Here is a 26953-nt window from a genome sequence, read left to right as displayed (position 1 = left end):
CTATCGCCCTTTTTCGGGAGATATCAAAATGGCTGCCATGCAATCCGCGGCCACGCCCCTCTCCGACGAGGAAGCCCGGCGCCAGTTGCATCGCGCCGTCATCGCCAGCACGATAGGCACCACGATCGAATGGTATGACTTCTTCCTCTACAGCACGGTCACCGGCCTGGTCTTCGCAAAGCTCTATTTCCCGCAATCCCACCCACTCGTCGGCACGCTGCAGGCGTTCCTGATCTATGCCGTCGGCTTTGTCGCACGGCCGGTCGGCGCGGCGATCTTCGGCCATTACGGCGATCGCATCGGACGCAAGGCCACACTGATCGTGACCCTGTTGCTGATGGGGCTCGCCACGTTCGCCGTGGCCTTTGTTCCGACCTATGCCGCGATCGGCATCTGGGGCGCCGTTATCCTCACGGTACTGCGCTTCATCCAGGGCGTCGGCGTGGGCGGCGAATGGGGCGGCTCGGTCCTGATGTCGATGGAGTGGGCGCGCACCAATACGCATCGCGGTTTCGTCGCGTCGTGGCCGCAGTTCGGCGTGCCTGCGGGATTGTTCCTCGCCAACCTTGCCGTGCTGGCCATGAGCTGGTTTTCCGGCAACGCTTTCCTCGCGTGGGGCTGGCGCGTGCCGTTTTTCCTCAGCATCGTGCTGGTCGCGATCGGACTCTATATCCGGCTGAATATTCTCGAGACGCCGATCTTCGCGAAGCTGCTGGCTGAGCGCCGGATCGAGAAGACGCCGATGCTCGAAGTGCTGCGCAAGCAGCCGAGGGATATCGTGCTGTCGGCGTTTGCGCGGATGGCTGAACAGGCGCCGTTCTACATCTATACGGCGTTTGTGTTCACGTACGGGATCACGGCGCTGGGCGTCACGCGCGAACTGCTGCTGGCGGCGGTGCTGGTCGCATCCGTGGTCGAGTTCTTCACCATTCCGCTGTTCGGGCACGTGTCGGATCTGATCGGGCGGCGAAGGATGTACATGATCGGTGCGGCTGCCGCCGGCGTGTTCGGATTCGTCTACTTCGCCATGGTCGATAGCCGGAATCCGGTATGGATATTCGCGGCCATCGTGTTGTCGCTGGTCCCGCATTCGATGATGTATGGACCGCAGGCTGCATTGATTGCCGAGTCATTCACAGGGCGCTTGCGGTATAGCGGGGCGTCGATGGGTTATCAACTCGCTTCGGTCATTGCCGGCGGCCCGGCACCGCTTATCGCAACGGCGCTGTTTGCCTACTACCACTCGGGGTATGCGATCGCGGCGTACGTGCTGGTGTGCGCGGTGCTGAGCGTGGTTGCCGCATCGAAGCTCGGGGACTACACGAACAAGGATATTTCGCGGGAATACGACGACGCTCGGGGTTTGGGGGATCATGAGCACGCGCCGCCGGTGACTTGACGAATTCGCCAGATCAGGCAGGCGATGACGGCGGCAGCCGCGATCCCATGGCGCCGCGGGCGCATCGCAGCTCCTTTGGTGAGCCGACCCGCGGGGCCCGCGCCGCGAGACGACCGGGTTATCTCTCGCTGACTTTCACGCGCGGCTGCCATTCAGCCACGGCGCCCTGCGTACCTTTCAGATGAGCAGGCGTCGCGTCCTGCGCGTGCGCGTCGAAACGGCGTGCCGACTCGGTGTCGAGATGCCGGCCATCGAACGTCGACTGGCGACGGGTAATCATGTTGATGCGAAGGCGTTTTGCCGCCATGGTCGGTATTCCTTGAGAAAACGGTACCCCGCCGACTGACGAAGTGCGATAGATTTACGCGAGAAAAATGTCGCTGCGATGACGCGGTCACGCTTGCGTCCGCAGCCGACACTTGCGGACGCAACCACGATAACGCCTGGCACGATTGACCGCGATTTCCTTCCGCAGAAGGTGATGCACGTTTACCCAAATGGCCGCGGGACATCCGATCTCGGCCAGTGCGCCGGGGAGATCGATCCCGTGTCAGGACAGACCGCGGTACACACACAGGCACCCGGCGCTCCCCCACCGCACATCGAATCCTGCGGTCCGCCATAGGGAAACCACCGTGAACACTTCTGAAACAATTCGATCCCGGCCGGATGCCGATTTGCTGCAGATGCAGCCGCCTGACGTGCGGTGCGCAGCGGACGTGCGCGGGTCTTCGCCATGGAAACCCAATCGAATCAACCACCTCCGTTGAATCATTGGGAAGATCGCCGCGCCGCTCGCCGGAAAATGGCGTTCGAAATTGAAACACAACGCAATCGTCGGTGTACGTATTCCCGCAAGCGCTCGCACGGACAACTCGTTGCACCATATCAGCGCTTGCTTTCCGTTCGATTGGCATGTTTCTAGCTTTAAACCTAGCCACTTGCTCGATAAATTCAGCATCTGCATCGGGGCCGCATAGCGTTGAATCGCACGGTACTGCCCCTGGTCGCCGTTCATCCGGCAGATCAGGGCTAGCCGTGCAAACCGGATGCGGATGCAACAAGCTGCGTCACATGCGGCTTCGGATGGAGAACTTGACATGTTGGCGCTGCAATCGGATCTTCACGGCAACCACCTCCTCAGCGCACTGCCATACGATGAATGGCAAGCGCTCGCCCCCCACCTCGAACTCGTTCGTTTGCGCGCGGAACAGTTGCTATATGACTCGGGGCAACGGATCCATCACGTCTACTTCCCGACCACGGCAGTCATCTCCATCCTCTACATGATGGAAAACGGCGGCTCCGTCGAGGTGGCCGCAGTCGGCCGCGAAGGCATGACCGGCGTGCCCGTCCTGACCGGCGGAGAAGCGATGCCGAACCGCGTCCAGGTGCAGTACGCCGGCTTCGCGTACCGAATGAGCGCGCAGGCGCTCCGGCTCCATTTCGCGCGATCCGAGCGCATGCAGCGCCTGATGTTGCTCTACATGCACGCACTGCTCACCCAGATCGCGCAGATGGCCGCGTGCAACCGGCACCATTCATTGAACAAGCAACTTTGCCGGTGGCTGCTGATCGAGGTCGACCGGGTCGACTCGTACGAACTGGCGGTCACCCAGCAACTGATCTCGGAAATGCTCGGCGTGCGGCGCGAGGGCGTCACCGAAGCGGCCGGAAAGCTGCATCGCGAAGGCCTCATCCTCCATCGCCGCGGCCATATCCGGGTGCTGGATCGCAACGGCCTCGAAGCGAACGCCTGCGAATGCTATGGACTCGTCAAGCGCGAGTTCGACCGCTTGTTGCCGCATCGGCACCGCGCGGCCCTGCCCGACGCAGGTACGGTCGGGCGCCCGGAGGGCGAAGCGATTTGCGGCCTCACACCGTTGCACAGCCCCTCTGTCTAACCCGCATGCGAAATGCGGCAGCGGTGCGCCGCGCCGCGCCGCGAACGCGCGTCGGCGCGGCGTTGCCGTGCCGCGACCAACCGCCGCCCCGGCAGGCGCGGCACCAGGACAAAGCGAGCGACGCCGATCCGGCGGACGTCGCAAGCGCTTCATCCGGCATCACGTGTGCGAGTCGCAGCGCCCATAGCTGTCGTCGAAACGAACGATGTCGTCTTCGCCCAGATACGTGCCCGATTGAACCTCGATGATCTCGAGCGGGACTTTACCCGGATTCTCGAGCCGGTGACGCACGCCGACCGGGATGAAGGCCGACTCGTTTTCGGTGAGCAGCAGCTGCTCGTCACCGCGCGTGACGAGCGCGGTGCCACGCACGACGACCCAATGCTCCGCACGGTGGTGATGCATCTGCAACGACAGCCGCCCACCGGACGACACGACGATATGCTTCACCTGAAAACGCTCGCCGCGATCGATCGAATCATAGAAGCCCCAAGGGCGATGCACCTTGCGATGCGAATCGGCCTCGGGCGCCCGCTCCGCCTTGATGCGCGCCACAAGCCGCTTCACGTCCTGCACGTGCGCCCGGTCGGCCACGAGCACCGCATCGGCCGTTTCGACCACGACGACATTGGTGGTACCCACGCACGCCACGAGGCGGCCGTTCGAATGAGCGTACGTGGAAGCCGCGCCTTCGAACATGACGCGTCCGCGCCCCACATTGCCGCAATCGTCCTTGTCGAGCGCGTCCCACACGCCATCCCACGAACCGAGGTCCGACCAGCCGGCGTCGAGCGGTATGACGACCCCGTCGCACTCCGATTCGGGCATGCCGATGCGCTCCATGACCGCATAATCGATCGAGTTCGCGTCGACGCGGGCGAACGCGCCGGGCTCGGGATTGAAGACGCTGCCGCTGGACGCGCCGGCGACGAACGCGGCAAGACACGACTCGTGCATGTCCGGCTGCAGCCGTTGCAACGTCGCGAGCCAGACCGACGCGCGCAACACGAAGATGCCGCTGTTCCACCAGTAGCCGCCCGCCGCGAGGTACTCGGCCGCGCGCTCCGCCGATGGCTTCTCGACGAACCGCTCGATCCGGTGCGCGCCGTCGCCAATCGCGGCACCGACGCAGATGTACCCGAAAGCAGTCGCGGCGTGGGTCGGCGGCACACCGAGCGTCGCGATCGCTCCCGCTTCCGCATGGCGTGCGGCCAGGGCAACGGCCCGCTTGAGCGCCGGTGTGTCCTTGATCAACTGGTCGGACGGCATGACGACCAGGATCGCGTCGTCGCCGGCCGCGCATGCAAACGAGGCCGCCAGTGTCAACGCGGGCGCGGTATCCCGCCGCACGGGCTCGACGATGAACCGCGCGTCGATCCCGCCCGCGCGCAGTTGCTCGGCGATCAGGAATTGAAGATCGGCGCCGCACACGACGACAGGCGAGCCCGACACCTGCCAGCCGGCCGGGAGATCGGTCATTCGCGTTGCGGTGGCTTGCAGCAACGAATCCGAGCCGACGACATCGATCAGTTGCTTCGGATAATGCTCGCGCGAAACCGGCCATAGGCGTGTGCCCGAACCGCCGGCCAGGATGACCGGCAGAATCCGCGTACGCACCGGCGCCGTCGACTGATCGACGACCGGACCGCACTCCGGCTGCCGGCCTTCGTCGAGGTCGCACGTCTCTACTTGCAGTGATGACATGGTATTGCTCCGCTGTCGAGGAACGCGCCGCTGTCTCCCGCGACTGAAGCGCATTCGGACGCGCGATGCTTTCCGGACGATCGCGCCCGCCCTTTCATGCATTCACTCTAAGTCGCATCGATTTCGCAGACCGTGCGTAACGACACACTGGACGTTCGATTCGCGACATGCGTGGTTCATCAGGTCGCCGCCACCGCTCCACGGCCGCGCAGTGAACGGATGACGATCATGACTTTCGTTTCCCGCTCCGGGTCACCGTTCGAACGTGCCGGTCCCAACCCATGAGCGAGAGATGGTAGGCGAACGCGCTCGCGGCGGATGCCGCCGATGCGAGCACGATACCGACGATGCCGAGCCACTGGATCAACACGACGTTCGCGAGCGCCTTGACGATGAAGCACACGATGGCCATGCCGGCCAACGCCTTCAGGCGCCCTTCGCTCGCGAACAGCTGCAGCAGCACCAGTTGTGCGAAATAAAACGGCAACTTCACGAGACTCCAGCGCACCAGATGGGCGACGGTGGCCGTGTCCGCATCCGTGAACGCGCCGTGTTGAAAGATCAGCTTGATGACGATCGGCGCGAGCGGCCAGACGATCGCCGTCACCAGCACGCCAACGCCCAGCATCAGGAACGACCACTTGAGCGCCATCTCGCGTGCCCTCGCCGGCTCGCCGTTGCTCTGGATATCCGAGAACACCGGCAATGTCGCGCGGCCGATAGCCATCGCACCGACGCCTTCGAGCAGCGCAATCAGCCGGCCTGAATAGGAGAGCGTCGCGATCGCGCCATCGCCGAGGCCCGCGACGAAATACTGATCGAGGGGCACCGCAAGGCTCAACACGAGCTGACACAGCATGAACATGCCGACCGTGCGATAGTTGCGCGACCATTGCGGCGACCGCAGCGAAAAAAAGAAGCGGGTTTGCACACCGTCGGTGGCGCGCGCCAGCGCGGCGAGCCATGCCGCTTGCAGCAGGAAACCGATCGTCGTGCCCCACATCAGCGGCGCGGGCGAATTCCCTTGCCGCCAGACGATCAGGAAGAGCAGCACCACGACGGCAGGCAGCGCTTCCAGCAACGTGTTGATGTGGCGCTCGCGCGCCTGCAGGCGCGCCGCGAACACGCAGATCGTCATCATCAGGATGCCGATCGGGCTCATCGTCATCATCATCGCGCGAGACATCTCGCGCGTCTGGCCGGACAGGTTGCGCTCGAACAGTCCGAGCATCCAGGGCCACGCAACCAGCAACGCCGTTGCGCAGACGCTGCCGAACACCAGCGCCACCATCTGCAATTCGCCCAGAAAGCGTGCCTGCTCGCGTACGGGCTGCGTGCGTAGTCCGACCAGCGTGGGTACCAGCATGATCTGAAGCCCGACGACGAATGCCGCCGGCAGAAATGTAATCAGGTTGAACGTGAGCTGGTAGGCATCGACGACCGGGCTGATGCCGTAGTGGTAGGCGATCGCCATTTCCCGCAGCGCGGCCGCGACTTTGCCGAGCAAGACAAACGTCGAAATCCAGATCGCGCCCCGCGCGATCCGCAGATGGTCGGGGTGAAGCCGGGACAGGCGGCTCCGCCACGCTGCGATCTGTGCGATCAATTCATGCCCCCTCGAATGCACCGTGTGGCGAACATCGCGCGCGCGCCTCGCATATGGCGTTCTCGACGACCTGCAGAAACTCGGCTCTGAAGCGCTCGGCGGTAAAGCGAACCGCATTGCCGCGACACACCTCCGGACGCATCGGCTCATGCGCTTCGAAGCGCGTGATCGCATCGACGATCGCCGGCACGCTCTGCTGCATGAAAAAGAGGCCCGTGCCGTAGTTCGGATCCTGCGACTCGATGACCGTTTCGAGCGCCCCGCCCCGGCCGTACGCGATGACCGGCGCGCCGCAGGCCTGCGCCTCCACGAGCGTGATGCCGAAATCTTCTTCCGCGGCGAACACGAACGCGCGCGTGCGCCGCATCAGGTCGACCAGCACGGGTGTCGGCTGATACCCGAGCAACGTGACGTTCGGCCCCGCCAGCGCCTTCGCCCGCTTGAAGTCGGGCCCGTCGCCGACGACGACCAGACGTCGATTGGGGAGGCTCGCGAACGCCTCGACAATCAGCGGGATACGCTTGTACGGCACCATCCTCGACGCGATCAGATAGAAATCCTCACGGTTTGTGCCGAGGTCGAAACGATCGACGTCTACCGGCGGATACACGACCGTCGAGCCGGCTCCATAGATCTTGCGAATCCGGCGGCCGATAAATTCCGAGTTCGCGACGAACGCATCGACACCATGCGCGGTGCGCTGATCCCAGATCCGCATGTAATGCAGCACGCTGCGTGCGAGCCAGCTCTTCGGCCCCTTCGTCACGCCGGCCTGCATCAGGTACTGGTGCTGAAGATCCCACGCGTAGCGGATAGGCGAATGCACATAGCTGACATGAACCTGGTCGGGCCCGGTAATGACCCCCTTCGCAACCGCATGGCTCGACGAAATCACGAGGTCGTACGCGGAGAGATCGAACTGTTCGACGGCCAGCGGCATGAGCGGCAAGTACGTGCGAAAAGCCGTTCTCGCCCGAGGCAGATGCTGGATGAACGAGGTCTTCGCACGCTTGCCGCCCAGCGCGGCGCGATGCTCGTCGGGAAAGAAGTCGACGATGCTGAACAAGTCCGCGTCAGGCCAGATCCGGATGATCTGCTCCAGCACGCGCTCGGATCCGGCATACGTCGTCAGCCAGTCGTGCACGATCGCCACCCTGCCGAAGCGCGTTGAATCGCTGACGGCCGTATCGCTTTGCATCACATGAGCCATGTCGACATCTCTTCAGTATGTGCGTGAGGTAATTGATCCCGGCGACGGGATCGCGCCCGGGTGATCAGTACGCGCCGTGGCCCTTGACGACCACCTTGATCGTCTTGAACAGGATCACCACGTCCCGAAGGACCGACCAGTTCTTCACATAGTCCACATCCAGCGACACGCGCGTCGCATAGTCGGTATTGCTGCGGCCGCTGACCTGCCAAAGCCCCGTCATGCCGGGCCTGACCTGCAGGTAGTACTTGACGTCGGCGCCGTAACGCGCGAGCTCTTCATCGACGATCGGCCGCGGCCCCACCAGACTCATCTCTCCGCGCATCACGTTCCAGAGCTGCGGCAGCTCGTCCAGGCTCGTGCGGCGCAGAAAGCGGCCGATACGCGTCACGCGGACATCGTTCTTGAGCTTGAAGCCACTCTCCCACTCGGCGCGCGCCTGAGGATCCGTGTCCAGCAGTTGCTTGAGCATCTGGTCCGCGTTCACGACCATCGAGCGGAACTTCATGCAGCGAAATTTGCGGCCATGCTGCCCGACGCGAACGTGTCCGTAGAATGCCGGCCCGCCGTCGCACCATACGACGACCATCAGCGTGATCAGCAGCGGCGACAGCACGACGATCAGCAACGCACCGCCGACCACGTCGAAACAGCGCTTCACGATGTACCGCGCCGGCACGGACGGGCGTGCTTCGCCGGCCGATGCCGGGGCGGCGCCGCCGATGCCGTAGCCATGTGCCGTCTGCCAATGGCCGAGCCAGGCCGGCCGCGCGACAGACAATGCAACGAGGGCGGCCGTATGTGAAACGAGAAGCGAAATCCCGCTCACCAGGGTCCAGTAGATGAACCACGGCAACAACGGCGGCGCGCTGCGATGAATCATGAACAGCAAGACGAGGCCGCACAGCTGCACGACGAACCACGCGAGCGTCGTGCGGCTGATCGCACTTGCGAGCGACTTCGTGCATCGCGCCGAGTAGGCGCCGCACGCGGGGAATACCGACAACGCAAGCGCGGCGACGAATGCGACCAACGAGGGATCCAGTCGGGGTGGACTGCCGATGTCGGCCATACCGACACGGGATGTTCCGACCGCGCCCAACACGATCAACGTGACGTCGATCGCTCTGTGGAAATATCCAGGCATTTCAGCTTCCCCCAGCATTGCAGCCACCGCGACGGTCGTGCCACGAAACCGCCGACGCAGCCGGTCCTTCCGCTTATGACGACAGCACCGACCGAGGACTGGAAATGGCCGCTGGCCCCCGTCCCTTCGCTACTCGGCGTCTGTCGCCCGCCACCCCGATTCATGATCGATCGTACTGAAGGAAGCACGCGTGCTCTGTTATGAAACCCACAAAGAAATACCGTAATTCCGCAAAACGTCTGTGGACGGCTCCTTTTAATTAATGGAAATGTTCATATCGAATCGGGCGGGCGAAATTCATACGATCAACGAACGAGCGATCGCGCCGTTATCCCGCGCAACGTTTCTCTCTTGAAACCACGGATGCCCGCCACGCGCTGGTTCCACGCGCCGACGATTCACGCCTGCAACGTTTTTCATCGAATTGGGCATTCAAAAATGCCGCCTCGTCGCGCTTACCCTTGGCACGCCTCGTTTCTTTCACTGCTGGCATACCGCATGCTGAGAAGTGGATCGGGAAAATCCGGCGCGTATTCGTGAATCAATGGCGGCACCACTCGAAATCGATCCGTTCCGGATCGAAGCCATTCCATTCATCCATCGCGATGCGCGCCGCAATCATCGCGTCCTGATCCTGTGGCGGAACGGCACGCTCCGAGGCCTCTTATGCAAAGCAAGCGCGTGCTGATCGTGAACGACTACGATGCCTTCGGCGGGGCCGAGCAGGTCTATCGATTGTCGGTGGAGACGTTGCGGGAGATGCCCGAAGTCGTGGTCGAGAAATTCGACAAGGGCGATGTCGCGGAGGTGAGCCTGGCTGCCCATCCCGTATGGAACATTCGTGCCGCGCTGGCGCTGGACAGGACGATTCAGCGGTTCATGCCGGATCGCATCTGGGTCCACAACTATCACGGCTACATGTCTTCGTCGATTCTCGGCGTGATCAGGCGAAACAGGCAGCGGTTCGGCTACAGGACCTACCTGACCTGCCACGACTACCACCTCGTGTTTCATAACCCGCTGATGCTCTATTACCCACGCGGGCGCGTGGTGCCGGTCCCGCTCGATGATATCGGCACGCTGCGTCCGCTGATGACACGCTCCAGCCCGCGCGGCTTCGTCTACGACACGCTCAGGAAAATGCACTGGCTGGCCATGGACCGGCTGACCGATCCGCGCAGCGCCTTCGATCTGTTCCTGTGCCCGAGCGTGTTCATGCGCGAAGCGTTGCGCCGGCGCGGCATCACGAACAGCGTGTTCTTTCCCAACCCCGTCGCGATTCCGGAATGTCATCCACGGCGCGCCGGCCGACGCGATTCAGGCCTGCAACTCGCGTTCATCGGGCGAATTTCGGCGGAAAAGGGCATCGGCCAGTTCCTCGAGCTACTGGCGGCCACGCAATTTCACGGCGTGCGGTGCATCACGCTGTTCGGCGACGGTCCCGACAGACGCCGGCTGGAAAGCCGGTACGCTTCGCTGATCGACGCAGGACGTGTGTCGTTCGCGGGCAGTCTGCCGCACGCCGAGCTGTTTCCGCGTGCGCGCGGGCTCGACGCGCTGGTGCTCCCGTCGATTTGCGGCGAGAACGCGCCGCTGGTGATCGTCGAAGCGGCCGCGCTCGGCATGCCGATCCTCGTTCATGATCTCGGCAGCATGTCGACCTTCGGTGACGAAATCGGCAACAAGATCAAATACTCGGCGAACCCGGCCAGCCTCGCGGCAGCACTCGATGCGCTCGCCGATCATCTCGCGAACGCGCAGCTGTCGTACGACGTGGGCTTGTACACGAAGTCGCGTTACGCGTGCGAGGTGATGCGTCACTTGTCGCTCGGCGAGCCGAACACCGAACTGCTCCCCGAAGCGCGCGATCCAGTCGCGAACGGAGCGCACGCCCATGTGCCGTCCCATTGAAATGACGCGCGCGGCGCGCGGCGCGTGCGTTGCGTTTGCGCTGGCGGTACTGGGAAACGCGCTGCCGGCATGGAGCGGCACCGACACGAATCCTGCGCCACGCACGTCGCCGGCGCGACACCGGATCACGGAGCTGATCGGCACCAACGGATGGCCGGGCTCGGACGAAGACATTCCGTACTGGCAACGCATGGGCCTTCGCTGGGGACGCGATTCCGTCGGCCCGGGTCAGCCCGGCCCGCACGACGGCCGGATCGATATTGACCGGACCGGCCCGAGCTACGGCGCGGAATTGCCGCCGATCCTGTTGCGCAACAACCGCAACGGCATCAAGTCCCTGCTGTTCGTCGGCTATACCCCGGCATGGAATGCGTCCGTGCCCGGAGACGGGTTTTCCGCGCCGAAGGACGTCGCGGTGTGGGAACGGTATGTCGAGGCCGTCGTGAAGAAGTATTCGGCACCGCCGTACAACGTCAAGTACTTCCAGATCTGGAACGAGGCGGCCGGCCCGCTTTCGGGCGGCTCGCCGCAAGCGTCGTTCTGGCATGGACCGGGCAACAACCGCAATCCGGCGCTGGCCCGCCCGTACCCTGACGCGATGCGCGACTATGTCGAGCGAATTCACATACCGGCGGCCAGAATCATCCGCAAGTATCACGCGTACGTCGTCTACGGCGGCTGGCCCGACCAGGGCGGCCTCGACAACTACATGCGCTGGCTCGAATACACCAGCCCGACCGCTCACGCGCGAATGCTCGATTGGGTCGACTATCTCGATGTCCATTATCTCGGCCTCGACAGCCTCGACCGGCTTTACCAGCGCTACGTCGCCACCGGCAAGGTGCGCGGCTTGTGGCAGACCGAGATGGGCGATACCTACATCGACAATCCGAATTACCTGCCCACGTACTTTTTCGATCTTGCCGCGTGGGCGCTCGATCGGAATTGGGACGACCCCGACAAGTACGTGTCGATGATCTATCACTGGGATGGCAGCGAGCCGTACCGGCTCACGCATCGCGGGTCGACGCGCGTCTATAACGCGTCCGGGCGCTCGCTGATTACGCTCAGGTCCGTCTTGTCGGGCCCGCTCGCAGCGTTTCATCACCGGATCGAATTCAGCCCCGAACTGTCGGGCAACGCGCTGATCTCCGGCGAAAGCATCGTGTTCCAGGTCGGCGGCACACCAGGGCGCAGATGGCTTTCGGTCGACGGCCTGCCGGCACCGGCATCGGGCCGGTTTCGCATCGATTACGTCGACGCCATCCTCGGCACGCCGATTCCGGAACCGCGTCTCGTGTCGTCGTGGGCCGGCGGTCACCTTTCGATCAGCTTCTACGTACCGGAGCCACGGCCCGGCGCGGACGACAAACCGTGCCCGTGCCTTGGCTATCTCGTCGTGACGCCGCTGCCTTAAGCGCCACGCCGCGCGTCGCGGGACGCGCCACGTTTGCCACCGCACCCGCGCGCCGCACGCGCCACGACAGCAGCAACGACACCACCAGCGCAAGAATCAGCACATTCGACGGCGTGGTCAGGCGGTGCTCCGTCGTGCCCATCGCGAGCAGGCACACCGATGACAACTCGACGAACGTATACGCGCCGACACTGCTGCGGCGCGCAGGCAGCGTCGACGCGGCGCCTTCCACTGCCCATTTGACGAGATGCCAATAGAAGGCGAGCATCAGAGCGAGACCGATCACGCCCAGCTCCGCGGCGATATGCAGGTAGGAATTGTGTGCATGCGCATCGGTATGAAGCACGGTGACGTCCCGCGGCTGGCCGACCACACCGAAATAGTTCACGACGTCATGCACTTCGTCGTCGAACGACCCGACACCCATCCCGATGATCGGGCTTGCTTCGAAATACGCCAATGCCCGCGGCCAGAGCCATCCGAAGCGCACGTCCACATTAGCCGTTTTCGCGTCCACATCCCGCACCGTGTGCTCGTGGGCCATGTAGTCGACTGCCGATTGCGTGTGGTTCCAGGCCGCGCCGAAGGAGAACGCCACTGCCGCGGCCATCAGCACCGCCACCAACCAGCGCTTGCGGCCCAGCAACAGGTACGCGATGGCGGTCGCCATCCCCAGCATCGATCCACGGCTGTAGGTGGAAAACACGAACATCGCGTTGAGGACCAGCAACCCGAGCACGAGCTTGTCGTGGCGCTTCACGTAGCAGGCCAAGCCGAGACAGAACAGCATCGCGAGGAAACCGCCGGCGGCGTTACGGGCAATGAAGTAGCTGCCGAACGAGTCGTTGGCGTTCGAGAATATCGCCAACAGGCCGTTTTGCGCGACATAGACGGCATAGGGCGGCAGGTTCGCGAGCACGGCAAACACGAAGAAGCGTCTCAGCGCCTTGTCGAGATCCAGCTCGTGCGAATACAGGCAACCGGCAAGAATCGGCGCATAGGACACGAAGAAGTTGCCATCGTGGCGGTAGAAATCGTATGACAGCAACGCTTGCGGGTCGTAAAGCAGCGTCGAGCCCAGCGCCAACAGCCCGAACACGGACAAGCAGGTCACGAACGGCGGATAGCGCCGGTCGAACAAGCGCCACGCGCAGAGGCAAATCGGCGCGAAGCCGATCGCACTGACCGGGATGAAGTTCGTGATGCTGAAAAGCAGCGCGATGAGCGTGATGTAGACCACGGGAAGCAGCTCGAATGGTGTCGGATAGTGTTCTCACCGGCACCCTTGGGGCGCCGGCGACGTCGTTAGTTGATTTGCCACCTGGCCGGCTCGTCGGCGATATAGGCGCTCGTGTATTGGTAAAGGCGCTTGTCGCTGCGCCGAATGGCGACGGCATTGAACACCGGGCCGATCACCCGCGCGCCTGCCCGCTCGAGCCGGCTCAGCGTTTCCTCGATCTCGCGCTCGGTCTGCACGTTGGCACGCAGCACGAGAATCGTCGCGTCGGCGCTGCCCGCTGCCATCGACGCATCGCTCACAGCCAGCACCGGCGGCGAATCGACGATGACGAAGTCGAAACTGGCACGGAACTCGTTCAGCAATTCGTTCATCCGCGGCGTCGACAGCAATACCGACGGATTGGCGGTATACGGCCCGGTCGAGATGAACCACAACCTGTCGTCGATGATCGGCCGGATCGCCTGACGTGCTTCGATGTGCCCGGCCAGCAGATCGGCAAGACCGCATGCGCGCGGCTGCCCGAAGCGCGCAGCGAGATTGCCGCGCCGCAAGTCGGCGTCGATCAACAGCACCCGACTGCCCGTTTCCGCCAGGAGCACGGCAAGGTTGGACGCGACGAAGCTCTTGCCGGTCGATGGCGTCGGGCTCGTGATCACCAGCACCTTGCTGGGCACGTCCGCCATCTCGCTCACGACCGCGGTGCGCACGCAGCGCAGCGCCTCGACCGAGACATCCTGAGGGCACCGCATCGCCAGCAGCGTGGCGCGCAAGTCGCACACCGGCGGCGCGGCTTCGTCCGGGACGCCTGCACGTCCGTCCGGAATCCGGGGAGCCGACGCATCGCCGCACGCATCCGGCTCGCGTTGCATTGCATCGACCTGCTGCAGGCAACGCGAGAGCCTCACCTGTTCTTCGCTGAACGGGATCACGCCCAGACCGGATAGCCGGAAGCGCCGCTCGACGGCAACCGGATCCTCGATCTTCGACGAGAACCGGCGCGGCACGGTGACGAACAACACGCCGCACATGAGCCCCAGCACGCCGCCGATGGGGATGATGAAGGCGCTCTGCGGCTTGATCGGCGCCGCGGGTCGCACGGCGGCATCGAGAATGTGCGCGTTGCCGATCGTGCCCGCACGCGTGACCGACAACTCGTTTGCCTTGCCGACCATTGCCACGTAGATCTGCTCGGCCACTTTCGCGTCGCGTGTCAGATCGGCCGACTGGCGCGCGGCGGCGGGCATGCTGGCAAAGCGGGCCTCGAAATTGCGCTTCGCCATGTTGAGCTGGCCGAGCTGCTGATCGATAGTCCGGACTTGCGCGCTCTCCGTCGTGAAGCGCTCGAGCATTTGCGTGCGCTGAATCGAGAGCGTCGCGATCTGTCGGTCGAAGTCCATGATCCCTTGCAGGTAGACCTGGCTCTCGCTGGCCGGCTGCAGTGAAGCGGTCGTCGCCTGATGCTTGGTGAGCTTGTCTTCCGCCTCCTTCATCTCGGTACGCAGGCGCGGCAGCTCGCCGTTGACGAAGGCCAGCATCCGGGTGGCCTCGTCCTGACGGTATGCAATATGCGAGGCCATGTAGTTCTGCGCGATATCGTTGGCGACCGCGGTGGCACGCGCCGGGTCGGCACTCTCGTAGGAAACCTTGATGAGGCCGGTATCCGCGCCCTGCTCGCTCACCCGCAGATCGCGCAAGAAGCGCTGCATGGCATCGATGTCGTTATAACGGACCACGCCGAAGCGCATCCCCGAGTGCGCCACCAGTTGCGTAATCCGGATCCGCACGCCATTGCCGGTCGCCTCCTTGCCCACCGTCCCTTCCACCAGCACCCGTCCATTCGGATCGGCAAGCCGATAGCCGCCATGTTGCAGCGCGATCAATTGCAGTTCCTTGCTCTCGAGACTGGCCGGCACATCCAGAACGGCAATATCGGCTCGTTCTCCGCCCCAGCCGTAGTCGCTCAGTCCCAGCCAGGGCGCGGCGAGATGGCCGGGCGTCGCGAATCGCTCGGCAATCTGGCCGAGCACCGGCACCGTGCGCGGCGTAACGGACACGAACAACCGGTATTGCTCGATGATCGGCGTCAGCACCGAGCGGCTGCGGATGATTTGTATTTCGGTCTGGCTCAGCTGCGCCATCGGCGTGGCTGGCTGCTGCTGGGTCTGCGCGGTCGGCTGCGCAGCGATGCTCAGCCCGCCGGAATTCGATCGATCGACCTGCAGAATCGCATCGGCGGAGTAAACGCGCGTGGCGAACACGCAGTAAAGGCTCGCCGCTATCGTCACCGCCGCGGTGATGAGGATGACGGTCCAGATGTTGTCGATGATGAACCGAATCATCTCCTTCGGAGACGAACCGCCGGTTTCATCGCTGGCATCGATCGTCCCCATTTCAAGCTGTCGGGCAATCATGTCGAATACTCCTTACGCACGACTCTTTCGAAATCCGAATTATCTGCAAGCGACGTCGTTCGTCTTGCGATATCCGTAGTCTGTCATCGGCGGGCGCCGTGTATGTTCACCAGCGCACATTGCACGTTCCATATCGCGGGCGCGCTCGCGTATCGACAGGGTCGCGGCCGGATCAGAACTGGGGAAAATGCCCGCGCAAACCGCCGCCCTTGCGCAGATAACCCAAAAACGGCGGGATGCCCGTCAAATTGCAGATGAACCACCTGAGCGATGCGCGATCGTCGATGATGATGGTTTTCAGACGAAACGCGTCGCTACGGTGATCGTTCCAGCCGACGTCGCAGGTTCGCGCGCTCTTGTACCCCGCTGCCTTCAGCAGATTGATTTCCCGCTTGCCGTAATTGCCGTTCGGATAGGCGAAGTGTTCGCAACGGTTGCCCGTCAACGCCTCGACCTCACGCCGGGATTCGATGATTTCCGCTTTGCATTCGCTGTCGCCGCAGCGCGTCAGTATCGGGTGAAAGCGCGTATGCGCCTGAAAATCCACGAATGGGCGCATCGCTTCGAGCTGTTGCAGGTTCAGCCCTGTCGGCTCGTCGTCGCCATCCTGGTCGAAGCCGTGCACACGCAGCTCGGCGAGGCGTTGATCGTTCGCGAGTCGCTTCAGGCGCTCGACGCCAAGCCGCTCCGCGGCCGGATGCAACCACCAGTGCCTGCGCGGCCGGCAGACAATGCGGCTGCACAGGAAAATCGTCGGCCGCACCTGGTGCTTGATGAAGATCGGCAGCAGGCGGGCATTCCCCGCCAGTCCGTCGTCAAACGTGATGGCCGCGCGCGGACGCCCGTTCCCCGGCAAACCGCGTGCGTCGAGCGGCACGAGATCGCAGATTGTTTTCAGGTAGGTGAGGTGCCGATCCAGCGTCGCCGGATCGGGGTCGTGGTAGAGCAGGATCGCCACTCGATCGCGCCATAGCAACACGCGAACCATATGGTCGATGCCGAACATCATCACACATCGCGAAAGGATCTCTCTCAACATTGCTTTACCCGAGATCATCGTCGACTCTCCGTATCGTTGCATTCGAGCAACCGATTCGAATGGTTTCGTTCAGCAACGGTGCGCTGGTGCCGGTTTCCTATAACGAACCGTCTCGCTCGCTCGTCGGCTCGAGGAGTTGGCCTGCCGCGTCGCGCCATCCGATCTTCGCCGTCTCGCTTCGGTGCGCGTTGCCGATGTGCAATGCCACGTGCGGAGCGGCGTGTTTTGCCCCGTAGACGAAGCGCATCACCGGACCAAAGGATTGCGCGGAAGCCGGCCCGATCACGTAAAGCCCGCGCACCGTCGTCTCGAAGTGGCTCGTCAGCTCCGGCCCGCCGCTGAAGAGTGAAATCGAATCCATGATTTCTTTCGAAATGAACGTGTGCCGCGTCATGTCGGTCTTGAATCCGGTGGCGACAATGACATGCGAAGCCGTGACGGTCGACTCTCCGTTCCCGTTCGCGACCCGCAGCGCCACCTTGTCGTCGTCGATTGCCGCGCTTCGTACTTCCGTGCCGACGGCGATCGGGATTTTGTCGACGACGCGATCATGCAGCCACCACGCGCCGGACGGCCCATGCAATCGCTCGATGAGATGCTTGCGCAATCGCGGGCTCAGCGCGTGAAAGATCTGCGGATATTCACACAGCACATGCGTTCGCCAGCCACGGCCCAGGCCTGCGTCCGGACTCCGCATTTTCGACACGAACGAGCGCTCGGTTTCCGGCGTCGGATTCCAGTCCACCGACTGATCTCGCACCAGCACGCGAACGCTTGCGCCCACTTCGTTCAGCAGTGCAGCCAGCCCGAGCGCCGATTGCCCGCCGCCGACGATGACGATGTCCCGTCCGGCGGCCCATGTCAGGCTGCCGTACTTTTCGGAATGCGACACGTAGGTATCCGGCAATCCCTGCAGCGCCGGCGGTGTGTGGGCAAATCCCTTGAGGCCCAGCGCCATCACCACCCTGCGCGCGTCCAGCGTGCTGCCGTCGCTCAGGCTCAGGTTGAAGCCATCGTCGCTGCGGCGCAGGTCGACGACTTCGACCGGCCGGGTCTCGACGGCCAGGGTTGATTGAAACCAAAGCCCGTAGTCGACGAAGGTTTCCAATGTCAGCTTCATGCCCACCGGCTGATACGGGATGCCCTTCACCCGGCAATAGTCCTTCAGCGTATAGCCGCGTCGCGGCGCACTGAGATTCGAAGCAAATGCCTCCGAGCGCATGAGCATGCCGGGCGGCATGTAGTTTCGCCACGCGCACATCGGCTGACCGAGGATTTGATGCGGCACGCCGGCGGCCTTCAGATGTGTCGCGAGCGACAAGCCGTACGGACCTGCGCCAATGATTACCGTGTCAGTCGATGGCATTCTTTGCCTCCCTGAGTATTTGTCGTGCAATCCGCGTACGCTTTTTTTCCCGCCATCCTCTGACGACGCGGCGCAGAGGACCAATCGCGCAGTAAAACTGCAACGCCGGCAACGGATCGTTCCATCGGAAGTAGCCGTCGATCATCCTCGTACCGGCACGCGTCAGGCGGGGCGGAGGCCGGTCGAGGAAGGTCGCGCGCCACGCGACCGATGCATGATTCATTTGAGCGGGCAATGGCGGAAAGCCGAGTTCATATCGATACGCGGCCGCGGGAATATTGACCCCGCACAGCGTCGCGATTTCCTCCTGCCAGTCCGTCCTTCCGACGGTCGGCTCGATCATCACGAATTCCTTGTAGTTGTCGTCCCATTTGTATTCCATGCTGCCCATGCCGACCATGCCCGCGCGCTCCGCGAAGTCCAGCGTCATGGGCTCGAGGACATCGCGCGCTTCATCCGCGGCGACGCAAATCGCCGTATTGCCGATGTCGGGGGGATCGCTCAGGATCTTGCGGCCGGTGAACACGCTGACGACTTCCCCGCCCGCTCCGCGATAGAAGAGTGTGAAATGGATATTGCTGCCCGGCCCCTCGATCCATTCCTGCGCAACGATGCCGCCCGGTGAACTGAGCATGACGACCGCGTGTTCACGCGCCTCGCTCAACGTCCGCACGCGCACCGCCCGCTCTTTCTTCCCCGTCAGCACGTAACGCTTGTCGTCCGGCTTCAGCACGCACGGAAAGCGCAGCTCGGCGAGCAGGCCGAGGTCGGCCTGCGTCTGCAGAATGACGGAGCGCGGGACCGGGAAACCGTGCTGCCACGCAAATTCATGAAATGACGACTTGCTGCTCAGGAGCTTGACGTTGCGATCCTCGGGTAGACAGAAGCAGAACCATTTCGCCAGCTCGTCGCGGTTCTCGGAAACGGAATGAACGGCATCCTCGTCCGTCAGCAGGAGCACCGGCGGACGCTCGAACGTCGCGCCGAGACGCGCCATGTCGTCGACAAACTTCCGCCCCACGAAGCTGCGGATCAAATGCCCGCGGACATGGCGCGACCACAAGGCCGGCCCGATTCGTTTGCAATCCACCGCGACGATCGGAACCCGCTCGCGGGCGAGCGAGCGGACAACGCCCAGCCCGTTGAGCGAGCAGCCGACCACGACAACCGCGACCTTCTGGTCAGAATCGTATGCGTGCGACATGGAAACGTCTCCATCGATTGTGTCTTTCATACGCCGAATCCCGTCGGCACCCTTTCGTGTTCGTCAAAGCCCGGCATGCGCATCGGTCGACGGGGAAACGCCTTCGTGCGCATCGGCAAATGGCCCGGACTCGATGAATCGAATCAGGTGACGCATCTCAAGGAAGAAGGTTATGCGCACGTGGCCTCCGTTACGGTGTGTTAGAGCACACTCGCATACGAGCGGCGATGCGAGACCAAGGCTTGAGAGATTCATCGATATAGGTGTATGAGCAACCAATGGCATGATGCGTACGCTTCGTCGTTCTAACAACATGATCGATGGGATGGACGCGATCATTCAGCGCGCCGCCAGGACGGCGCGCTGAATGATCGGAAAACGAAGGGTTACAGAGTCCCGCCCGCCGTCAGTACGCAGCGTTTCGACCGGTGGCGAGGGTCTGCGCGCTCGGCAGGAGCATGTTGATGACGCGGCTCCAGCGAACGAGCGGCGACGCATCGACGAACACGACATCGTTCGGCTTCAGTTCGAAGTCGTTGGCCAGCGCCATTGCAACCGGCGATCGCGCGTCGAGATGGAAAATTTCCGGTTTGCCAGGACGCTTGTTGCGCACGACATACACCTGCCCGGCATCGCCCGAGTATTGGCTGACCCCGCCGGCGGACCCGAGGGCCTCGTTCAGCGACAGCCGTCCGTTGTTGAGCGGCAGCGAGGTCGCGCGCCCGACCTCGCCCAGCACGAACACCTTTCGGTCGTTCACCGAGTACACGCGCACGAGGTCGCCATCGCGCAGCAGGATCTTGTCCGGATTGATGCCCTTTTCGATCATCGCGGCGATGTCGACGACGGCGGTATCGTCGCCACGCGTCACCGCGACCGCCGCACGATCGCCGTTGGCGGTAAAGCCGCCCGCCCGGTTGATCGCCTCGGGCAACGTCATCGGCAGGTCGTTGAGGATCTGGATGCCCGGGTTGCGCACTTCTCCGTCGAGATAGACGCGCTTGCTGCGATATGCCTGTATGCGCAGCGTCACCTGCGGGTTGCGGATGTAGCGAGCGATCTTCGACGCCAGCAGGTCGCGCGCTTTCATCTCGGTCAGGCCGCTCAGCTTGATCGGGCCGGCATAGGCAAATTGCACGTTGCCACCGGAATCGACCGTATAGCCGGCGACGACCGAGTTCGATCCGGCTGCGTCCGCGCCGGCGCCGATCGTCGGGGGCGGCATGTTGAGCTCCGGATGATCCCAGACGACGATGCTCAACACATCGCCGGGACCGAGCGTATAGGGGCCGGGCCGGGCAAACAGTTTGCGCACTTTGGTGGGAATGCCTGGTTCGACGGCGGCGCGTTCGGTACGGATGAGCTCGTCATTGATCTCGATCAGCGAGCCCGCCGGGGCCGCGTCGCGTCCGGATGCAGCCGAGCCCTTCCCGCCGGTGCCTCTGGCATCGTGGACCGCGCGCGACGCGTCGCCAAACCGTGCGGTGGTCGCGGCGCCCCCTGCCGAACTGTCGCTGAAGCTCATGCCCGGCGCCAGCGTGCATCCGTTCAGCACGACCGCCGCGATGGTCAGGACCGCCAGCCACGACGTGCCCGCTGGCACGGCGGCCACTGGTCGATCAGAAGCCGTCCTGTCGCCGGATTCAAGCCCCGGCGCCTTCGCCCGTTCACGTCGATTAGGTAACATCGCGTCATACCTCTTCGTATCGAGGCAGCAATGCACGGGCACCGCTGCCGAGGTTGCGTGTATGGGGGCACCGGCCGTTCATACGATCGCAAGAGCCGCAGCGTTCCGCGCAATGCAGTGCGAACGCGTGAGCGTCCACCCTTCAGAGGGCGAACCGCTGCCATGCAGGCACAGCGCTGATATGCGTCGGCGTTGGCCTTACCTCCGAGCGCCAGCGAGAAGCGTGCCACCCATCGGAAATCCAGCCCCTTTGAGGGACACCGGGCGGCGCGCACGAGAATCGCGACGCAAAAACGCGTTTTCGTTTCAAATTTGCTACGCGCCGCGTCAGGTTCGCACTGATTTCCCGGACCGGACGGGGCCGTTTGCGCGCGCGGCTCCGCGCGGCGAACAGGCCGTGCAACGGACGGCAGAGCCGACAACCGACTCTCATCCACAACCGTTGCACATGCACGCGTCGGATGCCGCCCGACATGCGGACTGCGATACGCACGGCCGCGCAACGCACCGGGACCGACTCCGATGTATCCGCGCTGAAACAAGAGCGGGTGTTTCCCTACGTGTTTCCCCGCCCGAGGCGGCACGGCGCGCGCTGCGCAAGATGCGCCCGTTCGTCAGTACCGTCCTCGCATCAACGCGAGGGGCCGCCCAGGTTTCCGTGTACCGCTGACGCGGTCTCGACTTTGGATCGGGATTTGCGTCGAAGGCGACTGCGATGGTCTGACCGACAGCCGGCTTAAGCGATCCGGATGGATCGCCAAGCCCAGCATGTGATGTGCGTATGACGTCAGGCGCAGACATTTTCGACTCCGCGCGTCCCCTTTTCCTACGACATACATTCACGCGGCCGCATGTTTAACTCATGCCAGAGCGGATCGGGCGTATTCCGGATCCGAGCGGCGTGCACCGTGAATTTTCATGACGCAAATCGATGCTTCCATGCGTTGCGTCGTGCTCGACGCAACGCCCTTGTAGCGTTGACGAACCGGCCATCGGAGCGTGAACCTGCGCGCGCCTGGCTGTCGCGCCCGTTTCTCTCCACGTGAAGATTGCCGACGCATCGCCGTGGCAACAATGACTGGAACTTGAATGGTGAAAAACGCCGAACACGTGAATTCCCGCAGTGCGATCTCCCGCGCGCCGGCAGCAAGCGAGCCGCTCGAGACCCCGCTCGCATGCGCCTGATCTGTTTTCCCTATGCGGGCGGCTCGGCCGCCGTTTATCGTGCGCTGCAAGCGTTGTTGCCCGGCATCGAAGTGTGCCGTCATGAACTTGCAGGCCGGGGCAGCCGCCTGTCCGAGCCTGCCGCACGAGACATGTCGACGCTGATCGACGCGTTGCTGTGCGACCTGGACAACTGCTTCGATCGTCCCTTCGCACTGCTCGGACACAGCATGGGCGCGGCTATTGCCGTCGAACTGGCGCTGCGGCTTCCCGCCCGGGCGCAACCGAATCTGCGGCATCTGTTCGTGAGCGGGCGCGCCGCACCGGGCAGGGAGCGACCGATGCGACAGATGCAGGCGCTGGACGACCGCGCCTTCGTCGATGCACTGCACGAGATGGGCGGCACACCGAGGCCGGTGCTGGACAACAGCGAACTGATGGCGCTGCTGATGCCGGCGCTGCGTGCGGATTTCACGCTGATCGAAAACTACCGGCCCGTGCCCGGGCGCCGGCTCGCGGTGGACATCACCGCGTTCGCGGGCCGCGCGGATGAACACGCCCCCGTTGATGCCGTTGCAGGCTGGGGCGCCGAGACGACCGGGCACTTCGATTTTCATGTGATCGAAGGCGATCATTTCTTTATGAGAAGCGAAATGCGGACGATGGCCGGCATCATCGCGGCGCGCCTGCGGCGCACGGAACACGTTGCGTGGAGCGCACTGCAAGCATGACGGGCCGATCCTCGCGATCGGCGTGCCGGCCGGCGCCGTGATCGTCGAATGAAGAGGCTCGCGCGTTATCGGCTTCCATGCCGGCGCCGCGAGCCGGTCAAGCATGCGTGGCGGCCGCGCGTCGCTTCCTTGCGCGCGATACTTGGAGTGCAATTGTGCAACGTAATCGAAAACGAATCCTCGTGACAGGTGGCGCGGGTTTCCTCGGTTCGCATCTTTGCGAGCGGCTGGTCGAACTCGGTCACGACGTACTGTGCGTCGACAACTATTTCACCGGCACGAAGCAGAACGTGGCCGCCCTGCTCGGCAACCCGAGCTTCGAGGCGCTGCGCCACGACGTGACCTTTCCGTTGTACGTGGAGGTGGACGAGATCTACAACCTCGCCTGTCCGGCTTCGCCGATCCACTATCAATTCGATCCCGTGCAGACCACCAAGACCAGTGTGATGGGCGCGATCAACATGCTGGGGCTCGCCAAGCGCACGCATGCACGCGTGCTGCAAACCTCGACGAGCGAAGTGTACGGCGACCCCGATGTGCATCCGCAACCGGAGAGTTACCGTGGCAACGTCAACCCGCTCGGGCCGCGCGCCTGCTACGACGAAGGAAAACGTTGCGCGGAGACGCTGTTCTTCGACTATCACCGCCAGCAAAACGTGCGAATCAAGGTGGTACGCATCTTCAACACGTACGGGCCGCGCATGCATCCCAATGACGGCCGCGTGGTGTCCAACTTCATCGTGCAGGCGCTGCGCGGCGAGAACATCACGCTGTACGGCGACGGCAGCCAGACCCGGGCGTTCTGCTATGTCGACGATATGGTCGACGGTTTGATCCGGATGATGGCGTCGCCCGCGGACCTCACCGGCCCGATCAATCTCGGCAATCCGCACGAGATCGCGATCAGCGAACTCGCGCAGATCATTTTGCGGCTGACCGGCTCCAAGTCGCGGCTCGTATTCCGTCCGCTGCCGAAGGATGATCCGACACAACGCTGCCCCGATATCGGCCTCGCACGCGCCCACCTCGACTGGGCGCCGACGGTCGCGCTCGAAGCCGGGCTGCGGCGGACCATCGACTATTTCCGCTCGACCGTGCCGGCTTGACGGCGCGTCCAAAAACCACGCGTCGATGGTCGAGAGGCGATTGCATCACGTAGTGACGTTGCATTGCCTGTGTCCCATTTTTACGTGACAGACGTGACATGGAGGACATGCTCCAATCACGCCATTGGCCGGGATGAAGCGATTCTCGTGCGCCAGTGTCCATCAATCCGCCTCGCAAGCCGGCTCTCCGCGCATGGAAAAACTCGAGTATCTGAAGCATGTCGAATCGAAGGCACGGACCTACGCGACATCTTTCCCACGGCTGTTTACCCATGCCAAAGGCATACGCGTACGCGACTCCGACGGGCAGGAATACATCGATTGTCTGTCGAATGCAGGTACGCTCGCGCTCGGACACAATCACCCGGAAGTCAATGAAGCCGTCATGCGGTTTCTGTCGTCCGATCAAATGCAACAGGCACTCGACCTGGCAACGCCGGCAAAGCACGCGTTCGTCGAGAAGCTTTTCTCGCTCCTGCCCGGGAAGATCGCCGAATCCGGCAAGATCCAGTTTTGCAGTCCCAGCGGTGCGGATGGCGTCGAAGCGGCTGTCAAGCTGACCAAGCACTATACGGGCCGCTCGACGATCATGGCGTTCCACGGCGCCTACCACGGCATGACGGCCGGCGCACTCGCCGCATCGGGAAATCTCACGCCCAAATCGGCCGGCGGCAATGGACGCGACGTTCATTTCCTGCCGTATCCGTATGCGTTTCGCTGCCCGTTCGGCACCGATGGCTCGGCGACCGATCAACTCAGCATCAACTATATTCGGACCGTTCTGTCCGATCCCGAGAGCGGGATAACCAAACCGGCGGCAATCATTGTCGAAGTCGTGCAAGGCGAAGGCGGCTGCATCCCCGCTTCCGACGCCTGGTTGATCGAATTGCGCGACCTGACGCTTCGGCATGAAATCCCGTTGATCGTCGACGAAGTGCAGACCGGGCTCGGTCGAACCGGCGCCCTGTTCGCCATCGAACATTCCGGCATCCGGCCGGACGTACTGGTGTTATCGAAGGCATTCGGCGGCGGCTATCCGTTATCGGTGGTGGTCTATGACGAGCGCCTGGACACCTGGCCGCCCGGCGCACACGCCGGCACCTTTAGAGGCAACCAGATCGCGATGGTGGCCGGCTTGTCGACCATGCAGATCGTCGAACGGGACGGCCTGTCGGCGCACGCGGAGCGAATGGGCAAACTGCTGGTTGCCGGCCTCGAAGGGTTGGCCGAACGCTTCCCCTGCCTGGGCCAGATACGCGGCCGCGGCCTGATGATCGGCGCTGAAGTCGTCATACCCGGCACGAACGGCCAAACCGGCCCGACCGATGCGGCACGGGCGAAAGCCATCAAGCTGAACTGCCTGCGAAACGGACTCGTGATCGAAACCGGCGGCCGCAACGGCGCGGTGCTCCGATTCCTGCCGCCGCTGGTCGTTTCGGAAGCGGATATCCACGAAATTCTCAATCGCTTCGAGCATGCCGTGGAAACGGCCTGCCGTGCCTAGCCGCACCGCGGCGCGACCCTGCCGGCCGACCGGTCCGGGTTGCGCCGCGATCCTCGTTCAGAAAAGGACCATTGACGATGCTGGGCATGACGGAACGCAAGCTGCTTGCCGAGGGGAGCTCTCCGTGGCTGCTGGAGCCTGCGTCGAACGCACGCGCGAACGGGCACGATCTCGTGCTGGCGGTGAACGACAACCGGGTGGAACTCGAATCCCGGCTTCTGGAACATGGTGCGCTGCTGTTTCGCGGCTTCGACGTTTCATCCGTGGGCGGCTTCGAAGCGTTTGCCAACGCGATTTCGGCCCATAAGTCCGACTACGTCTATCGTTCCACGCCGCGCACCTCGATCGGCAACGGCATCTTCACCGCAACCGAGTATCCGCCGAGCGAGACGATCGCACTTCATTGCGAAAACGCGTATCAACGAAGCTGGCCGCTGAGAGTTGCATTCTGTTGCCTGACGCCGGCCACGACCGGCGGCGAAACGCCAATTGCCGACATGCGGGAGGTGAGCCGCAGGATCGGGCCGCGCATCATGGAGCGCTTCGAGGCGAAGCGGGTGCGCTACGTCAGGCACTACCGGCGGCATGTCGACATTCCGTGGGAAACCGTCTTTCAGACCGGCGACCGCAGCCAGGTTGCGGCCTTCTGCGCGGACAACGACATCGCGCTCGAATGGCTCGACGACGACACGTTACGCACCGTACAGATCAATCAGGGCGTGGCCTACCATCCGGTCACCCGCGACAGGGTGTTCTTCAATCAGGCACATCTGTTCCATATCTCGAACCTGGAAGCATCGCTCGCCAGTTCGATCGTCAGCCTGTTCGGCACTGACCGAATTCCGCGCAACGCGTGCCATGGCGACGGGAGTCCGTTCGATCTCGCCGACATCGAGCAGATCCGCAACGCGTTCCGCGAATGCGCGATCACGTTTCCATGGCAACGAGGCGACGTGCTGCTGGTCGACAACATGCGCTTCGCGCATGGCCGCAACCCGTTCGAAGGCGAGCGCAAGGTCGTCGTGTCCCTGCTGGACCCGTACTCCCCCGACATCGAAGGAATGGCCGGTCGTTAGCAGGGCCGCGCGCGCAAATTAAAACCCGTATTGATCAAGTGTGCGAAACGCCGTGTCCTTGGATTACGGGGCAGACGTCGGGTTGGAGCGGTGCTCTAATTTCATGCCATCCAATTCAAGAAGCAAG

General features: G+C 63.3%; 19 protein-coding genes. 8 read left to right on the top strand and 11 right to left on the bottom strand.

Annotated features, from left to right (window positions below):
* The first annotated feature begins 28 nt into the window (after positions 1-28).
* Positions 29-1399 (top strand): MFS transporter, encoded by a 1371-nt coding sequence (locus tag SB771_RS26820; protein WP_126224773.1) that lies wholly within the window; start codon positions 29-31, stop codon positions 1397-1399.
* A gap of 118 nt (positions 1400-1517) precedes the next feature.
* Here SB771_RS26820 and SB771_RS26815 read toward each other — a convergent pair whose 3' ends face one another.
* Complete coding sequence (locus SB771_RS26815; RefSeq protein WP_175662073.1) at positions 1518-1706, bottom strand: hypothetical protein; 189 nt, start codon at positions 1704-1706, stop codon at positions 1518-1520.
* A gap of 793 nt (positions 1707-2499) precedes the next feature.
* Here SB771_RS26815 and SB771_RS26810 point away from each other — a divergent pair.
* On the top strand, positions 2500-3303 hold the full coding sequence (locus tag SB771_RS26810) for a Crp/Fnr family transcriptional regulator (protein ID WP_175662074.1): 804 nt from the start codon (positions 2500-2502) through the stop codon (positions 3301-3303).
* A 159-nt stretch (positions 3304-3462) separates the two neighbouring features.
* On the opposite strand, the gene SB771_RS26805 is transcribed toward SB771_RS26810, so the two are convergent.
* The 4 genes from SB771_RS26805 to SB771_RS26790 form a co-directional block, all read right to left on the bottom strand.
* Positions 3463-5007, bottom strand: a complete 1545-nt coding sequence (locus SB771_RS26805) for a mannose-1-phosphate guanylyltransferase/mannose-6-phosphate isomerase (protein ID WP_175662075.1) — start codon at positions 5005-5007, stop codon at positions 3463-3465.
* Between the two features lie 226 nt (positions 5008-5233).
* Positions 5234-6514: a murein biosynthesis integral membrane protein MurJ gene (gene murJ, locus SB771_RS26800; protein ID WP_244100491.1), complete on the bottom strand. Its 1281-nt coding sequence runs from the start codon at positions 6512-6514 to the stop codon at positions 5234-5236.
* 100 nt (positions 6515-6614) lie between these two features.
* Positions 6615-7823: a glycosyltransferase family 4 protein gene (locus SB771_RS26795; protein ID WP_175662076.1), complete on the bottom strand. Its 1209-nt coding sequence runs from the start codon at positions 7821-7823 to the stop codon at positions 6615-6617.
* Between the two features lie 64 nt (positions 7824-7887).
* Positions 7888-8970 (bottom strand): sugar transferase, encoded by a 1083-nt coding sequence (locus SB771_RS26790; RefSeq protein ID WP_175662140.1) that lies wholly within the window; start codon positions 8968-8970, stop codon positions 7888-7890.
* 666 nt (positions 8971-9636) lie between these two features.
* On the opposite strand from SB771_RS26790, the gene SB771_RS26785 reads away from it, so the two are divergent.
* Complete coding sequence (locus SB771_RS26785; protein ID WP_175662077.1) at positions 9637-10881, top strand: glycosyltransferase family 4 protein; 1245 nt, start codon at positions 9637-9639, stop codon at positions 10879-10881.
* Positions 10865-12298, top strand: coding sequence for a hypothetical protein (locus SB771_RS26780; protein ID WP_175662078.1), 1434 nt, complete (start codon positions 10865-10867; stop codon positions 12296-12298). Before SB771_RS26785 ends, SB771_RS26780 begins: the two co-directional genes overlap by 17 nt.
* Here SB771_RS26780 and SB771_RS26775 read toward each other — a convergent pair.
* The 6 genes from SB771_RS26775 to SB771_RS26750 all read right to left on the bottom strand — a co-directional run bounded on the left by SB771_RS26775 (position 12210) and on the right by SB771_RS26750 (position 21245).
* Entirely contained in the window at positions 12210-13538 is a 1329-nt protein-coding gene (locus tag SB771_RS26775) for an O-antigen ligase family protein (RefSeq protein WP_175662079.1), read from the bottom strand. The two genes, SB771_RS26780 and SB771_RS26775, sit on opposite strands and share 89 nt — an antisense overlap.
* A 65-nt stretch (positions 13539-13603) precedes the next feature.
* Complete coding sequence (locus SB771_RS26770) at positions 13604-15949, bottom strand: polysaccharide biosynthesis tyrosine autokinase (RefSeq protein ID WP_175662080.1); 2346 nt, start codon at positions 15947-15949, stop codon at positions 13604-13606.
* A 172-nt stretch (positions 15950-16121) separates the two neighbouring features.
* Positions 16122-17006: a polysaccharide deacetylase family protein gene (locus SB771_RS26765; protein WP_175662081.1), complete on the bottom strand. Its 885-nt coding sequence runs from the start codon at positions 17004-17006 to the stop codon at positions 16122-16124.
* 79 nt (positions 17007-17085) lie between these two features.
* Positions 17086-18354, bottom strand: a complete 1269-nt coding sequence (locus tag SB771_RS26760; protein ID WP_175662082.1) for an NAD(P)-binding domain-containing protein — start codon at positions 18352-18354, stop codon at positions 17086-17088.
* Positions 18341-19558, bottom strand: a complete 1218-nt coding sequence (locus SB771_RS26755) for a carboxylate--amine ligase (RefSeq protein WP_175662141.1) — start codon at positions 19556-19558, stop codon at positions 18341-18343. The genes SB771_RS26760 and SB771_RS26755 overlap by 14 nt, the downstream gene beginning before the upstream one ends.
* A 406-nt stretch (positions 19559-19964) precedes the next feature.
* Positions 19965-21245: a polysaccharide biosynthesis/export family protein gene (locus tag SB771_RS26750; RefSeq protein WP_175662083.1), complete on the bottom strand. Its 1281-nt coding sequence runs from the start codon at positions 21243-21245 to the stop codon at positions 19965-19967.
* Positions 21246-22420: 1175 nt separating this feature from the next.
* On the opposite strand from SB771_RS26750, the gene SB771_RS26745 reads away from it, so the two are divergent.
* The 4 genes from SB771_RS26745 (at position 22421) to SB771_RS26730 (ending at position 26826) form a co-directional block, all read left to right on the top strand.
* The gene (locus tag SB771_RS26745; RefSeq protein WP_175662084.1) at positions 22421-23140 is read left to right on the top strand and encodes a thioesterase II family protein; all 720 of its coding nucleotides are present in this window, start codon (positions 22421-22423) and stop codon (positions 23138-23140) included.
* Between the two features lie 155 nt (positions 23141-23295).
* Positions 23296-24246, top strand: a complete 951-nt coding sequence (locus SB771_RS26740) for a UDP-glucuronic acid decarboxylase family protein (RefSeq protein ID WP_175662085.1) — start codon at positions 23296-23298, stop codon at positions 24244-24246.
* Between the two features lie 193 nt (positions 24247-24439).
* Positions 24440-25750: a diaminobutyrate--2-oxoglutarate transaminase family protein gene (locus SB771_RS26735; protein WP_175662086.1), complete on the top strand. Its 1311-nt coding sequence runs from the start codon at positions 24440-24442 to the stop codon at positions 25748-25750.
* A 77-nt stretch (positions 25751-25827) separates the two neighbouring features.
* A complete protein-coding gene (locus SB771_RS26730; RefSeq protein ID WP_175662087.1) occupies positions 25828-26826 on the top strand; it encodes a TauD/TfdA family dioxygenase in 999 nt (332 codons plus the stop codon).
* Positions 26827-26953 lie beyond the last annotated feature (127 nt).

The organism is Burkholderia sp. SIMBA_051 (assembly GCF_046534915.1).
In the GTDB taxonomy this organism is placed as follows: Bacteria; Pseudomonadota; Gammaproteobacteria; order Burkholderiales; family Burkholderiaceae; genus Burkholderia; species Burkholderia ambifaria.
The sequence above is the reverse complement of the archived record's forward strand: the minus strand, read 5'-3'. Positions and strand labels throughout refer to the sequence as shown.

Excerpts from the sequence above, each read along its gene's own strand:
- SB771_RS26820 (WP_126224773.1), top strand. The coding sequence starts at position 29 with ATGGCTGCCATGCAATCCGCGGCCACGCCCCTCTCCGACGAGGAAGCC.
- SB771_RS26815 (WP_175662073.1), bottom strand. The coding sequence starts at position 1,706 with ATGGCGGCAAAACGCCTTCGCATCAACATGATTACCCGTCGCCAGTCG.
- SB771_RS26810 (WP_175662074.1), top strand. The coding sequence starts at position 2,500 with ATGTTGGCGCTGCAATCGGATCTTCACGGCAACCACCTCCTCAGCGCA.
- SB771_RS26805 (WP_175662075.1), bottom strand. The coding sequence starts at position 5,007 with ATGTCATCACTGCAAGTAGAGACGTGCGACCTCGACGAAGGCCGGCAG.
- SB771_RS26795 (WP_175662076.1), bottom strand. The coding sequence starts at position 7,823 with ATGGCTCATGTGATGCAAAGCGATACGGCCGTCAGCGATTCAACGCGC.
- SB771_RS26790 (WP_175662140.1), bottom strand. The coding sequence starts at position 8,970 with ATGCCTGGATATTTCCACAGAGCGATCGACGTCACGTTGATCGTGTTG.
- SB771_RS26785 (WP_175662077.1), top strand. The coding sequence starts at position 9,637 with ATGCAAAGCAAGCGCGTGCTGATCGTGAACGACTACGATGCCTTCGGC.
- SB771_RS26780 (WP_175662078.1), top strand. The coding sequence starts at position 10,865 with ATGTGCCGTCCCATTGAAATGACGCGCGCGGCGCGCGGCGCGTGCGTT.
- SB771_RS26770 (WP_175662080.1), bottom strand. The coding sequence starts at position 15,949 with ATGATTGCCCGACAGCTTGAAATGGGGACGATCGATGCCAGCGATGAA.
- SB771_RS26765 (WP_175662081.1), bottom strand. The coding sequence starts at position 17,006 with ATGATCTCGGGTAAAGCAATGTTGAGAGAGATCCTTTCGCGATGTGTG.
- SB771_RS26760 (WP_175662082.1), bottom strand. The coding sequence starts at position 18,354 with ATGCCATCGACTGACACGGTAATCATTGGCGCAGGTCCGTACGGCTTG.
- SB771_RS26755 (WP_175662141.1), bottom strand. The coding sequence starts at position 19,558 with ATGTCGCACGCATACGATTCTGACCAGAAGGTCGCGGTTGTCGTGGTC.
- SB771_RS26750 (WP_175662083.1), bottom strand. The coding sequence starts at position 21,245 with ATGTTACCTAATCGACGTGAACGGGCGAAGGCGCCGGGGCTTGAATCC.
- SB771_RS26745 (WP_175662084.1), top strand. The coding sequence starts at position 22,421 with ATGCGCCTGATCTGTTTTCCCTATGCGGGCGGCTCGGCCGCCGTTTAT.
- SB771_RS26735 (WP_175662086.1), top strand. The coding sequence starts at position 24,440 with ATGGAAAAACTCGAGTATCTGAAGCATGTCGAATCGAAGGCACGGACC.
- SB771_RS26730 (WP_175662087.1), top strand. The coding sequence starts at position 25,828 with ATGCTGGGCATGACGGAACGCAAGCTGCTTGCCGAGGGGAGCTCTCCG.